Source organism: Vibrio sp. 1401 (assembly GCF_033340295.1).
Genome location: NZ_JAWOWF010000049.1, coordinates 1 through 13,769, shown reverse-complemented (window position 1 = coordinate 13,769; position 13,769 = coordinate 1). Strand labels below are relative to the sequence as shown.

Here is a 13,769-nt window from a genome sequence, read left to right as displayed (position 1 = left end):
TAAATGCAATCAAATTGTAAAATACTCATGCCAATTATTAAGTTGTAGAACGTAAATATTACGTATACTTCTAATGAGGGGCGTTTAAAACCATTGCATATGATTTAAGCGCGTTAGTACACGATTAGGATCAACACGGGTTTGCAGTAAGTTGTCTTGCTACTCGGTTGCACACTAGCCGACATCAGCCCGACAACCTCTATTGCAAGCAATCAGAGTTAGGTCACTTCACACCTATTTGGAAACGACCTAACAACTCGCATGCAGAGCCGTACTACGGCAAGGAGACGCTATGGGCGATACCGATCGGAAACTGTTTGTACTCGATACCAACATTCTTCTTCATGAACCCTTTGCCATCTTCTCTTTCCAAGAACACGATGTCGTTATCCCCATGACCGTGTTGGAAGAACTCGACCGAATCAAAGACAGTAAGCGCGACGTTGCAAGAGATGCGCGCGTGGCTATTCGCACCTTGGAAGATTTGTTTAAAGAAGCAACGCCAGATGAAATCTCTGAAGGCATTCCTGTTTCTAAAGACAACCCCGACCAAGGTACTATTTCCATTTTGGCGGATTTTGAACTGCAGGAAACCGTCAAAGCCTTCGCCGACAAAGCCGGTGACAACCGTATTCTCAACGCGGTGCTTTATCTGCAAAATAAACGTGCACCACGCGAAGTGGTACTGATCACGAAAGACATCAACATGCGTCTGCGAGCCAAAGGGGCTGGTGTACGCTTTGTTGAGGATTATAGAACCGACCAACTGATTGACGACATTCAATACCTAACCAAGGGCTTTCAATTGCGTGAAGGTGATTTCTGGAGCGGTATTGAGGAAGTAGAAAGCTATGCACTGGGTGGAAAAACTTACCATAAACTCAGTCGCGAACCCTTCGACCCAACCTTTATCAACCAATACGTTATTGATGAAGACAGTGACTTTGCTGGTCGCGTAGAAACCATCAATGAAGACAAGTTAACGCTTCTCGACCTGAGCCGCGAACGCCTAATGCATCGCAAGGCTTGGGACATCACACCTAAAAATATCTACCAGGGAATGGCGTTAGATGCCTTACTCGATCCAGAAATTGACTTGGTGATTCTAACGGGTGCGGCGGGTAGTGGTAAGACATTACTGGCAATGGCTGCAGCATTGGAACAAACCATTGAAAAAAGCATGTTCGATAAAATTATCGTAACACGTAACACGCCAGATATCGGTGAATCCATCGGCTTCTTACCCGGATCCGAAGAGGAGAAAATGATGCCGTGGTTAGCGGCGGTGACCGATACCTTGGAAGCACTACATAAACACGATCACTGCACTGAAGGCTCATTGAAGTACATCTGCGATAAAGCCAACATTCAATTTAAATCGATCAACTTTATGCGTGGCCGTTCGATTCAAAATGCGTTTGTACTGCTTGATGAGTGTCAAAACCTCACTGCATCACAAATCAAAACCATCATTACCCGCTGTGGTGAAGGAACCAAAATCGTCTGCTCCGGTAACTTGGCGCAGATTGACTCTCATTACCTCACCCCAGTGACATCAGGATTGACGTACATGGTTGAGCGCTTCAAGAACTTTGAAGGCAGCGCAAATATTCACCTCAACGGCGTGGTTCGTAGCCGCTTGGCGGAATTTGCTGAAGAAAACCTGTAATTGACACCGACTCGCAAAGCAAAAGAGCGCTCTAATGAGCGCTCTTTTTATAACGATTCGACTGAGTTACTCAGTGCCACCCACTGTCAGTGAGTCCAGCTTCAAGGTCGGCTGACCAACACCAACTGGCACACTTTGACCTGCTTTACCACATACGCCAACGCCCTTGTCGATACTTAGGTCGTTACCGACCATAGAGACTTGCTGCATTGCTTCGATACCTGAGCCAATCAACGTCGCACCTTTAACAGGGCGCGTAATTTTACCGTTTTCAATCAAGTATGCTTCGGATGCAGAGAACACAAACTTACCCGAAGTAATGTCCACCTGGCCGCCACCAAAGTTTGGCGCATACAACCCTTTCTCGACCGTCGAGATTATTTCTTCTGGCGTATGTTCACCTGGTAGCATGTAGGTGTTGGTCATACGCGGCATTGGTAAATGTGCATAAGACTCACGACGACCGTTACCTGTTGGGTTCACACCCATTAACCGCGCGTTTAGCTTGTCTTGCATGTAACCTTTCAGCACACCATTTTCGATAAGCGTGTTGTACTGACCGTTTACCCCTTCATCATCCACATTCAGTGAACCACGAAGGTCTTTTAACGTGCCGTCATCGACGATGGTACACAGCGAAGACGTCACTTGTTGACCCATTTTGCCAGAGAAAACCGAAGATTCCTTCCGGTTAAAATCACCTTCTAGGCCATGACCTACCGCTTCGTGTAGCAACACGCCAGGCCAGCCAGAACCCAATACCACTGGCATCATGCCAGCTGGTGCTGCTTCTGCTTCAAGGTTGATTAACGCCATGCGAATCGCTTCGTCTGCGTAATGAAAAGCTTGTTTCACACCATTGCTTTCCGTTAAAAAGAAATCGTAACCGAAACGGCCGCCGCCACCAGCACTACCGCGTTCACGTCGTTCACCTTTTTGTGCGAGCACGCTAATAGACAAACGCACCAAAGGACGAATATCGCCTGCATAAGTACCGTCTGTTGCCGCAACAAGCATCTGCTCATTCACACCGCTGATGCTGATCGAAACTTCTTTAATCAATGGTTCTTTAGTGCGGATGTAAGCATCTAGAGATTTGAGTAATTCTGTTTTTTGCTGCTTTTCCCATTCAGCTAGTGGATTCACAGCCGCGTAGTACGCTTGGTTTTCGGTGCGTTTAAACGCTTGGACTTTGCCATTTTGCCCTTGCTGAGCAATACCGCGCGCCGCCATTGCACTCTGCTTCAGGCCTTCAGGCTGGATTTGATCAGAGTAGGCAAAGCCTGTTTTCTCGCCAGTTACTGCACGGACACCAACACCACAATCAATGTTAAAAGAGCCATCTTTGATGATGCTGTCTTCTAGAACCAGAGACTCATGCCAGCTGGACTGAAAGTAAATGTCCGCATAATCGATCTGGCGCGTCGCAATGCTGGCAAGCGTGTCAGCAATGTCTTGTTCTGTCAGACCATTTGGGGCAAGGAGTGCCTGTTCTATTTGGTTTGTGCTCATAGTTAGCTCTTTTATTTCCGTCTCAATTCATTTTGAAAGCGACTGTGTTGAGTCAGCGGCATATTCTGCCTTACTTGTTGGCTTTGTGACAAATCTATCTCAGTCACCAATAAACCTACTTCATCCTGAAGCTGTTTATGGATACGTCCCCAAGGGTCAACGACCATTGAGTGTCCCCATGTTTTTCGTCCACATGGATGCGTTCCAGTTTGTCCGCTTGCCAAAATCCAACATTGTGTCTCAATCGCTCTAGCTCGCAATAATACTTCCCAGTGAGCTTGCCCCGTCACAGCGGTAAACGCAGCGGGCACCACAATGATATCCGCCCCTTCTTGACGCAATACTTTATAAAGTTCTGGGAAACGTAAATCATAACAAATACTCAATCCAACACTGCCGATATCAGTTTCCGCAACGACTATTTGATTACCCGCCATAAACGTATCCGACTCACGATAACTACCATAACCATCGGCTACGTCGACATCAAACATATGCAGTTTGTCATAGTGAGCAATGCATTTACCGTGCGGCGGAAATACAAGTGTTGTGGTGGTGACACCTTTTGCGGTTTGAATGGGCATGCTTCCGACAATTAGCGTTAACTGGTTCTTTCTAGCGATTTCACAGAGCCGCTGTTGAATCATGCCACTGCCAAGTGGCTCTGCATGTTGATGATAAGCTTCGCGACTGGAAAATAGCACTGTATTTTCAGGAGTAAGAACAAGTTTGGCACCTTGCTTGCTCGCTAAAGCACACTGTTTTTCAATGAAGTCCAAATTCGCGTTAATATCCGGACCCGAAGTCATTTGAATAATGCCAACACGCTCCATGTGTTTCCTCCCTATTCCATTATATTCGGTGAGTTATTTGGCCTGTTCACGCAGTTTTTCTGGCAGCTTATATTCACCTTTACTTCGCGAAATTTCTTTCACCGTTGGTGAATCTAGTGGGCCTTTCACTTCATAATTGACTTGAGTGAAGACCTCAACCACCGGAGATATCACCGTAGAGATGGCCAAGACATACAAAGCAGTTTGAGGCGCAACGGCAAACGCGGTCAGCATTGGTAGGCCTGATGTGATGTCTGGTGTGAATTTCACTTCCGCATCAACCATTCTGCTGTTCATATTAGCGATGCCGCGGATTTGCATTTCCCCTGCTAACGCATCCATTACGATATCATTGGTGATAAACACACCGTCTTGGATTTTGCCCGTTCCCGTGATCGAGTTGAATGCCATGCCTTTATCGAATACGTCGGTAAAGTCGAGCTGCATCTTACGGATGATAGAATCCAAGCTAAACAAGCCTAACAAGCGTGCCGCACCACTAACTTCACTGATCACGCCTTTACCAAATTCCGTTGAGACGTTTCCTTGCAAGGTTTGTGTCTTCATTGACCAAGGTGCGCCGTCCCATTCCATATTGGCATTGATCTCAAATGGTGCTTGTTGAATGCCTGATGTAATACCAAAGCGCTCCATAAGATCGGTGTTGTTATCACCTTTCATTTTCATGGTTAAGTTGGAATGACTACTCTCTTTCGTCAGGTCCCACCAACCACTCATATCAATGCGGTTTTTGCCGCTACTAAAGGTGATATTTTTCCACTCCAAGCGGTTCTGGCGACGCTGCAAATCAACATTCACTTTGCCCACTTTGTAGCCTTGCAGCCAAAAATCATCAATGTTCAAAGTTAAGTTTGGCATCTCAGCGTGAAACTTGCGGTCAAAATTGGTAATCAAAGGTGCGTTTTGATCTTCACTCGCAAAGATTGAACTGCGCTCTTTGGTCATCTCTTCAAACCCTGGGATGTACAGATGCAAGTGCTCTAGAGAGACCGATAGATCATAGGGTTTCAGATAGTTAGCTTTCCCTTTAACCTCTTGACTGTCCACATCGAGTTGCCAACTCAAATTTTTCTTGCTTGCTGAAAAATCCACATCATGAAACTCAATCCCACCGAGCTGTAAGTTTGGCGTTTCAACTTCAATGCGTGTCGGCAATGGAATGGTCGGCGTTTTCATGCTTGCCAAAACAGACGATGAAGGCTTGCTCTCAGAGACCTGCGCAAGCTCAGCCCATTGGTCTAAATTCAGTTCTTCGACACGCACCGAAGCATCGTGCCCGACAATAGGACTAATCCGGAAGCCACCTTTGCCAACCATTAAATGAGTCGCAGTCAGAACCGGGACATCGCCAGCGATATCTATCTCAGTTTGATACTTCACATTTGGGATCTGTAGTCTTGCTGAAATACTCTCTTGGTTGCCGGATGCTTGCAGTTTCGCTTGCCCAGACTCACCAATTTTTTTCGCTAAAGGATAAGGATATTGACTAGCCAGACGATTTAGCTGCGCCAGCACTTCAAGCTGATAAGTGAAACCAACATCATTGAGTTGCAAGTCAATGTCCATTTGCCACGGCGCATGGCCAGAAACAAGGTTTAACCAACGCTCACCGACATAGGGTTTGAGAGGCTCGACATCCCAATCTCCTAATGTATTAATTGTCACGTTGTAGCCTTGCTCCGCACTCTCTCCATGGAAATCAAGAGAGATAGGCTGTTGTAATAATTCGGCCGACAAACCCGATGTGGTAACCACATCATTGTCGAAGGTGATGCGCCCTGTGGCGTTTTCAAGCGTCATTGGCGGCGCTTCAATATCAACACGATTTTCTGTTAAATCTGCATAACCCCAAGCGCGAGACTCTTTCTCAAAATCAAACGGTATGTTGAGTTGAAACTCAGAGTAAACGGGCCCACTCACTTGCAGCGCTGTCAATGCGGCACCGACTGAATCCACTAATGGCGTCGCCATCATGTAGTCACGGACTTCATTACGCGGCGCGCTTGCTTTCGCTTCAATCTCGATGTGTCCACCTTCTGCCAACTCAGGGATTCGCCCAGTGATACGCTTGGCATGAACGCCATTTAGTGTGGCTGATTTTGAATCCAAATACATGGCATCATTTTCAAACAGCAAGTCTAGCTGCAAATCCGTGATGGTTGGCCATGCCGTATCAAAGCTAAATTTCGCGTCTTTTAATCCAACCCAAGCTTGGAACATGCCATTATGTTCTTTGTAAGGAAAATCACCTAACTCGCCATACCACAACAATTTCGCTGTGTTCACTTTACCGCCCTGAATCGCGGTCGAAAGATAGTCGGTCAAGTCTTGTCCAAGTGCCAGAGTCGGTAGATAGCGCCATGTCTCACCCGCGTTGTAGAGATCCGCTTCGGCATAGAACGATAAAAATGGGCTTTGTTCTTTTGGAAAATCAAGACGGAATGCCCCCAAGACTTGAAGATCAGGCGTTGCTGCCGTCACTTTATCCGCCCACAAACGCCAACCCGCATCATCTTGCTGCCAGATAATATCGACTTCACCTTGTTTGATATTCAGCGGAGCTTGGAATACATCGCCGTACGGAAAGACATCATCAATGACGGTGACTCTTGCTTTAGCTTGATTCACATCCCCCGATACGCTGCCCTGTACGTGATGAAACCCGGGTAGGAGCTCCCATTGTGTCATCGCGAGTTCATCCAGTTCAGCCGAGTAGCGTAAGGTGTCTAAACCACCGTTCATTGACAATCGGACATCTTCGACCCGACCTTTCGGTGCTAGTTTGTTAATAAGGTCACTGGTCGACTCTGACTCTGGAGCCAGCTTAATGAGCGGAATGAGTGCTTCAATGTCGAGTTGAGAGAGATTAAGCATCCAGCCGTTTGGTTGCCAATCAAACGCGACGTCTAGCTCTGGCCAAGGGGTATTATCGGTTCTGATCTGAAGTGAGTGGCCATTTACTTTCCAGCCTTGTTTATCTGGTCGAAGATTGAAAATTCCAGACTCAATAAACAGCTCATGATGTCCATCTTCATTCCACACCAACTCGGAAGGCAGCAATTCAACATAAGCATCATGCGGTTGGCTATGTTTGAGCGTTAGCCAAGTATTTAAGCTGACTTTACCCGACTCTGCTCCTGACTCTTCTTGCATGTAAGTGGTCAGCCAAGGTGTGACCGAGACATCTTGAGCACTCACGTAAAACTCACCAGATACATCGCGCAACGAGCCATGATCTTTAAAGTTAGCGCTTACTAACAATGAGTTCAGGCGAACATCGGCAATGCTAACCGTGCCTTCGGCTACGTGACGTTTCCCTTGATTGCTCCAACGAAGCTGCTCAATATCTAAACGGCGAGTTTCACCAGACACCGACTTATACCAAATCCGTGAATCGCTAATAGTGAAGTCTTCGAACTGACGTAAAAGAAGTGAGTCGAGTTGGTCAATGAGTTTCACTTCGCTCTTATCCACTTCAGGCTTCGGATCTTGACGATGAGAAGTCGGCAGAATGTCTACCGTGTGAATGTCTAAAGCGAGGTTATGAATGGTAAGGTCTGCAACTACAGGTTTAAGTTGAAAAAGAGATTGAATAAGGTCGAACTCAATTTGGACTTCTTCAACAGCGAAGCGTGCATCTTGCACGTTTGGTAGATTTGCCTCTAAACCCAGTAACGCAATTGAGGGATGATTATTGCGCCACGTCCCTGCGACATTGGCAATAGAAACGTCAAAACCTGTGCCTTGTTTGACCCAGGTTTTGATCTCATCTTGGAAATGGTTAAGTTGCGGCAGTGTGACGCGAAGCGTGGTTACTAATATGGCTAATAACACCAATACAGTAACTAAACTCCACGCACAAAAACGCCCAAAACGGTTAACACCAGAATTCACAAATGTTCCAAATTACATCATTACGACGTCAAACTGTTCCTGAATGTACAGGGGTTCAGCCTGAACTCGCACTTGCTTGCCAATAAATACTTCGAGCTCAGCCAACGCATGAGACTCATCGCCCAATAGCGCTTCAGCAACAAACGGCGATGCGTACACGACAAAATTATCGGCGTCGTAAGCACGGTTCACACGAGTAATCTCGCGTAATATCTCAAAGCATACGGTTTCGACCGTTTTCACGCTGCCACGGCCTTCACAAGTAGGACAGCCAGAACACAAGATATGTTCAATACTTTCTCGCGTGCGCTTACGCGTCATTTCAACTAAGCCAAGCTGGGTAAAGCCGTTGATGTTGGTTTTTACTCGGTCTTTCGCCAGCGCCGTTTCCAGTGAGGTAAGTACTCGCTGACGATGCTCTTCGGATGCCATATCGATAAAATCAATAATGATGATACCGCCGAGGTTACGTAAACGTAGCTGACGCGCAATAGCTTGCGTTGCCTCTATATTGGTATTGAAGATAGTCTCTTCGAGATTACGACGACCAACAAATGCACCCGTGTTGATATCGATGGTGGTCATGGCTTCGGTTTGATCGATGATCAAATAGCCGCCCGATTTTAGCTCGACCTTGCGCTCTAAAGAACGCTGAATTTCGTTTTCGGTGTCGTACATGTCAAAGATTGGCTTGTCACCTTCGTAAAGCTCAAGCTTATCTGTTAACTCCGGTACATACTCAGAAGTGAATTCTTTCAGGTTTTCATATTCAAGGCGGGAGTCGACCATGATCTTATCGAGCTCTGTGCCAACAAAGTCACGCAGAATGCGTTGAGCTAAGCCGAGTTCACCGTAAAGTGTTGAACGCGTTTTGTATTTTGAGCGACGCTCCATGACTTTTAGCCACAAACGCTTTAGAAATGCCGCATCTTGAGAGAGCTCTTTTTCATCAGCGCCTTCTGCCGCGGTACGAATGATAAAACCACCGTGCTCATCGCAGTAATGGTTCACCACCTTTTTCAAACGCTCGCGCTCTTTTTCACTTTCAATACGCTGCGAAACACCGACATGGCTGGCCCCCGGCATAAAAACAAGATAACGCGAAGGTAAGGTGATATCCGTCGTTAAACGCGCACCTTTTGTGCCGAGCGGATCTTTGACCACTTGCACAACAATGTCTTGTCCCTGGCGTACCAGCTCAGAGATATCACGGACTTGAAACTGCTGTTTTTCGTTTTCTGCCACACATTCGGTATGAGGAACAATATCTGACGCATGTAAAAACGCCGCTTTATCTAAACCAATGTCGACGAAAGCCGCCTGCATGCCTGGTAACACTCGGCTTACTTTGCCTTTGTATATATTGCCCACAATACCGCGACGCGATTCGCGCTCGATATGTATTTCTTGTAGTACTCCACCTTCAATCATGGCCACACGAGTTTCACTCGGGGTCACGTTAAGCAGCAATTCTGCACTCATGTGCACACCTCAAAACAATTATAAAAATTCTTGAATTAGCTGATCGGTTTCGAACAAAGGTAAGCCTACTACAGCGTGATAACTGCCTTCGATTCGGGTGACAAATCGCCCTCCGAGTCCCTGAATACCATAACTTCCAGCTTTATCGCATGGCTCTCCTGACTGCCAATATTGTTCGATTTCTTCGTGAGTCAGTGGTTTGAACCACACGTCAGTGGTAACGACCACTGAATGTTGTTGTTCCGATGATACAACGCTCACCGCAGTCATCACTTGATGGCGACGACCCGATAAGTCAGTAAGCATACGCTTTGAATCTTCAAAACTTTTTGGTTTTTCTAGCACACGGTCATCGCATACTACGACCGTATCAGAGCCCAATACAACGGAATCAGGCTTAGCCAACGCTAAGCCTGCCTGAGCTTTTTCCAAAGAAAGACGCAACACGTAATCTCGTGCTTGCTCATGAGCCTGTTTGGCTTCCTCAATATCAGGCAATACGATCTCAAAATCATAACCCAGTTGAGCAAGCAGCTCTTTTCTTCTCGGAGAACCCGATGCGAGAACGAGAGATAAGCTTTTCTTCACCGCTTTACCTTACGTGCCATGCACGACGAACTCGTCGCATTAATAAAAACATCCATGGCCAAAGTATACAGTTTATTGCCGCCGTCCACAGAGATAATGGATTAAATACTACGTCCTGGTTCAAATATTCCCCACAGAATATCAAAACTTCCAATAACGCAGTAAAAAAGGCAATTAAAATCGACTGTTGCCACAAAGCCATGTTGCGAATCAACAGGAAATTCAGCGCCACGAGGTAGATAACGATCGACATCATCATGCCACGAATTCCAAGCGTTGAGCCGATCAAGATATCCCATAATAAGCCCAACACTAGCGCAGTTCCGACGTTCACTCGGTGCGGTAGTGCCAACACCCAATAACACGTAACAAGGAACAACCATGAAGGGCGTAACACATCTAACACACCTGGCCATGGAATGGTTTGCAGTACCAGCGCAACGAAGAAACTGACGCCAATCACCATTCGGCTACTCAATACATTATTGGCCATCGGTTACCTCTTGTTCTTGCTCTAACCCTTCATCTACATTGGACCGCAGTACTTTGTGTTGACGGTCTTCATTCGGCCAAATCAGCAGTAGGTAGCGTAAGCGATCAAACTCCACAACCGGCTCAGCCTTGATTGAAGCGAACTCTTGACGCGTATCGTGATCCACATTGGTAACCGTCGCGACTGGGTATCCCTCAGGGTAAATGCCACCTAAACCGGATGTCACCAATAAATCACCAACCTGAATATCTGTGCTGGTTGGAATGTGCTCCAGTTGGATTTCATCCATTTCACCATTGCCCGATGCGATCACTCGGATATCATTGCGGATCACCTGGACAGGAATTGCATTTTTCGCGTCCGTTAGCAGCAGAACACGTGCGTTGTGCGCTGCGACAAACGTGACCTGACCAACGATGCCTTTCTCATTGATAACAGGCTGACCAACGTAAACACCATCAATACGGCCTTTATCGATCACCACTTGATGACGATAAGGTGAAGTATCAACCGCCATTACTTCTGTCACGACTTTCTTTTCATCACGGACAAATGAAGATCCTAGCAACTTACGTAGGCGTTGGTTTTCTTCTTTATATTGGTCGAGCAAGATAAGCTCGCTTTTCAGGCGTAGCACTTCTCGCTTTAAGCTGCGATTGCCTTCAACCAATGCCTGATGAGAATTAAAACGTTCAAATACGCCATCGAACATACTACGAGGCAAATTCGCTGCGTACTGAATCGGTGCAACCATACTGTTTAGTAGGTATCGAACGTTGGAAAACGTATCTAGACGACTATCGGCCAGCATTAAGCTCGCCGACACGATGACAGCAAAAAACAGACGTAATTGCAGAGACGGACCTCTGCCGAAAATCGGTTTCATCTTGTTTTTGACCTGATTGCTTCCATGATTATTGAGCCTTACTTGGCAACCTAAAAATACTTAACTAAATACTTTTAGGTATGGAGCATGTTTGAATTACAGAGAGAGCAGAAATGAAGGTGAAGCCCGACATGAGCTTCACCTAAACCTTTATTCTTCAGAGAACAGATCGCCACCGTGCATGTCGATCATTTCTAGTGCTTTACCGCCACCACGCGCAACACACGTTAGTGGATCTTCCGCGATAACCACAGGAATACCCGTTTCTTCCATAAGTAGGCGATCAAGATCTTTCAGTAGTGCGCCACCACCGGTTAGCACCATGCCGTTTTCAGAGATATCTGAAGCTAGCTCTGGTGGACACTGTTCTAGTGCAACCATGACTGCTGATACGATGCCAGATAGCGGCTCTTGAAGCGCTTCTAGGATCTCGTTTGAGTTCAAGCTAAAGCTGCGTGGCACACCCTCTGCAAGGTTACGACCGCGAACTTCAATCTCTTGAACTTCATCACCAGGGTAAGCAGAACCGATTTCGTGTTTGATCTTTTCAGCCGTTGCTTCACCAATCAAGCTGCCGTAGTTACGACGTACGTAGTTGATCACAGCTTCATCAAAGCGGTCACCACCGATACGTACAGACGATGAGTAAACCACACCGTTTAGAGAGATAACGGCAACTTCAGTTGTACCACCACCGATATCGACCACCATTGAACCTGTCGGCTCAGATACGCGTAAACCAGCACCAATTGCCGCCGCCATTGGCTCGTCGATTAGGTAAACTTCACGGGCACCAGCACCAAGTGCTGATTCACGAATTGCGCGACGCTCAACTTGGGTAGAACCACAAGGAACACAAACAAGAACACGTGGGCTTGGCTTTAGGATGCTGTTGTCATGCACTTGCTTGATAAAGTGCTGAAGCATTTTTTCGGTTACGTAGAAGTCAGCGATTACGCCGTCTTTCATTGGGCGGATAGCGGAAATGTTGCCAGGTGTACGACCAAGCATCTGTTTTGCTGCGTGACCGACTGCAGCAACGCTTTTTGCAGAACCTACACGATCTTGACGAATAGCAACTACAGAAGGTTCATCAAGGACAATTCCTTGCCCTTTTACGTAAATTAGAGTGTTGGCTGTACCTAAATCGATAGATAGATCGTTAGAAAACATGCCACGAAGTTTCTTAAACATACTCTTCGCTCATCCTGCAAAAATATAGAAGACAAAAATTGCTCTAAATGTACCAATGCCTCGCTGTCACAGCAAGGTATTGGTACACAAACATGAGCAGAAAGCCTCAATTTCTTGCAGTTTCCTAACTTAAGGGCAAAAACCTAAGTTGTTACTGTCCGGTTAACCCTGGCTCACCACGGTAAATCACGCGATCGTTACCTCGATGAATACCAAAGGTGACGACGGATGATGGGTTTTCTTCGGAGTCATTATTTTACGTTGGGGGTAATGCACCGCTAGCCAATAACCACAATCTAATACACCTTGCTGAGTAAAGGGAGACACTAACCCGTCCTCAGTCATAGTAAGGTTAAAACCATCCATCAGCATATGTTCTGGCTCGCCTTGTACTAGCCAAGCTTGACGATAACGCTGAACACTATCTTGCATCCAAACTCTCGCCAACTTAGCCCCAGTTACTTGTGCTTGCTCGGTGACAGGACGTAATTTGACCGCCAAACCCACCGCCATAATCGTAGCAATAACCCCAAACACAATAAGCGTTGCTCGGCTTTGATTTTCAACCACCTATTAGCCGCCTTTGATGATGTCGAGCATTCCCCACATTGGTAGGAAGATACCCAATGCCAGCACCATGACCATGCCTGCGACAATCACCAAAAGTAATGGTTCTATTCTTGCGGTCAGCGTTTTTAGATCGTAATCGACTTCTCGATCGTAAAAGTCCGACACCTCCAGCAACAACTCATCAATACGACCAGTTTCTTCACCTACTGCAATCATCTGAATCACCAATGGGGTGAATATTTTACTGTTGATGGCCGTCACTGAAATGGTGCTACCCGCTTCAATTGCGGACTTCATCTCAAGAATTCGGTTTTCTAAAAAACGGTTCCCTAAGGCTTCCCCGGCCAAAGCCAAAGACTGGTTAAGTGGCACACCTGATTTCAGCATCAACGAAAAGGTTCTGGCAAAACGAGAAAGCTGCGCACGATTAACGATATCGCCTACAATTGGCAGCCGAAGCCGAAACTTATCGAACTTCTCCCGACCATCAGCCGTCGCCACCCACGCTCTGAACACCGTAAACGCGCCAATCATTGCCACAACCAGCAACGGCTTTGTTGCGTAATTCGATGGAACTAAATCAGGAAGTTACGATCTGATCGGTTACATCAGTTAATCATCGTAGCC

General features: G+C 46.5%; 9 protein-coding genes and 3 pseudogenes. 1 reads left to right on the top strand and 11 read right to left on the bottom strand.

Going from position 1 to position 13,769, the window contains the following annotated elements; genetic code table 11:
• Positions 1–292: 292 nt before the first annotated feature.
• On the top strand, positions 293–1,669 hold the full coding sequence (locus R7Z77_RS19870; RefSeq protein ID WP_005381133.1) for a PhoH family protein: 1,377 nt from the start codon (positions 293–295) through the stop codon (positions 1,667–1,669).
• A gap of 66 nt (positions 1,670–1,735) precedes the next feature.
• Here the strand turns inward: R7Z77_RS19870 and tldD are convergent, their stop codons facing one another.
• From tldD to R7Z77_RS19820, 11 genes and pseudogenes are all read right to left on the bottom strand, one after another.
• Positions 1,736–3,181, bottom strand: a complete 1,446-nt coding sequence (tldD, locus tag R7Z77_RS19865; protein WP_318136797.1) for a metalloprotease TldD — start codon at positions 3,179–3,181, stop codon at positions 1,736–1,738.
• Between the two features lie 11 nt (positions 3,182–3,192).
• Positions 3,193–4,014: a carbon-nitrogen hydrolase family protein gene (locus R7Z77_RS19860; RefSeq protein WP_005381136.1), complete on the bottom strand. Its 822-nt coding sequence runs from the start codon at positions 4,012–4,014 to the stop codon at positions 3,193–3,195.
• Positions 4,015–4,047: 33 nt separating this feature from the next.
• Positions 4,048–7,929 carry a YhdP family protein gene (locus R7Z77_RS19855; RefSeq protein WP_318136796.1) on the bottom strand — a complete coding sequence of 1,294 codons (3,882 nt, stop codon included), beginning with the start codon at positions 7,927–7,929 and terminating at the stop codon, positions 4,048–4,050.
• Between the two features lie 12 nt (positions 7,930–7,941).
• On the bottom strand, positions 7,942–9,411 hold the full coding sequence (rng, locus tag R7Z77_RS19850; protein WP_005381138.1) for a ribonuclease G: 1,470 nt from the start codon (positions 9,409–9,411) through the stop codon (positions 7,942–7,944).
• A gap of 18 nt (positions 9,412–9,429) precedes the next feature.
• Positions 9,430–9,999, bottom strand: coding sequence for a Maf family protein (locus R7Z77_RS19845; protein ID WP_005381139.1), 570 nt, complete (start codon positions 9,997–9,999; stop codon positions 9,430–9,432).
• 4 nt (positions 10,000–10,003) lie between these two features.
• Positions 10,004–10,492, bottom strand: coding sequence for a rod shape-determining protein MreD (gene mreD, locus R7Z77_RS19840; RefSeq protein WP_005381141.1), 489 nt, complete (start codon positions 10,490–10,492; stop codon positions 10,004–10,006).
• Positions 10,482–11,378: a rod shape-determining protein MreC gene (gene mreC / locus R7Z77_RS19835; protein WP_005381142.1), complete on the bottom strand. Its 897-nt coding sequence runs from the start codon at positions 11,376–11,378 to the stop codon at positions 10,482–10,484. Before mreC ends, mreD begins: the two co-directional genes overlap by 11 nt.
• 150 nt (positions 11,379–11,528) lie before the next feature.
• Positions 11,529–12,572, bottom strand: coding sequence for a rod shape-determining protein (locus R7Z77_RS19830; RefSeq protein WP_005381144.1), 1,044 nt, complete (start codon positions 12,570–12,572; stop codon positions 11,529–11,531).
• 151 nt (positions 12,573–12,723) lie between these two features.
• A pseudogene (locus tag R7Z77_RS28925) lies at positions 12,724–12,789 on the bottom strand (hypothetical protein); the annotation flags it as partial.
• A gap of 32 nt (positions 12,790–12,821) precedes the next feature.
• A pseudogene (locus tag R7Z77_RS19825) lies at positions 12,822–13,142 on the bottom strand (MSHA biogenesis protein MshF); the annotation flags it as partial.
• 3 nt (positions 13,143–13,145) lie between these two features.
• Positions 13,146–13,691 (bottom strand): annotated as a pseudogene (locus R7Z77_RS19820) (type II secretion system F family protein); the annotation flags it as partial.
• Positions 13,692–13,769 lie beyond the last annotated feature (78 nt).

Bases quoted from the DNA above. Each gene is read 5' to 3' on its own strand.
- R7Z77_RS19860 (WP_005381136.1), bottom strand. From the start codon at position 4,014: ATGGAGCGTGTTGGCATTATTCAAATGACTTCGGGTCCGGATATTAAC.
- R7Z77_RS19830 (WP_005381144.1), bottom strand. From the start codon at position 12,572: ATGTTTAAGAAACTTCGTGGCATGTTTTCTAACGATCTATCTATCGAT.
- R7Z77_RS19870 (WP_005381133.1), top strand. From the start codon at position 293: ATGGGCGATACCGATCGGAAACTGTTTGTACTCGATACCAACATTCTT.
- rng (WP_005381138.1), bottom strand. From the start codon at position 9,411: ATGAGTGCAGAATTGCTGCTTAACGTGACCCCGAGTGAAACTCGTGTG.
- mreC (WP_005381142.1), bottom strand. From the start codon at position 11,378: ATGAAACCGATTTTCGGCAGAGGTCCGTCTCTGCAATTACGTCTGTTT.
- mreD (WP_005381141.1), bottom strand. From the start codon at position 10,492: ATGGCCAATAATGTATTGAGTAGCCGAATGGTGATTGGCGTCAGTTTC.
- tldD (WP_318136797.1), bottom strand. From the start codon at position 3,181: ATGAGCACAAACCAAATAGAACAGGCACTCCTTGCCCCAAATGGTCTG.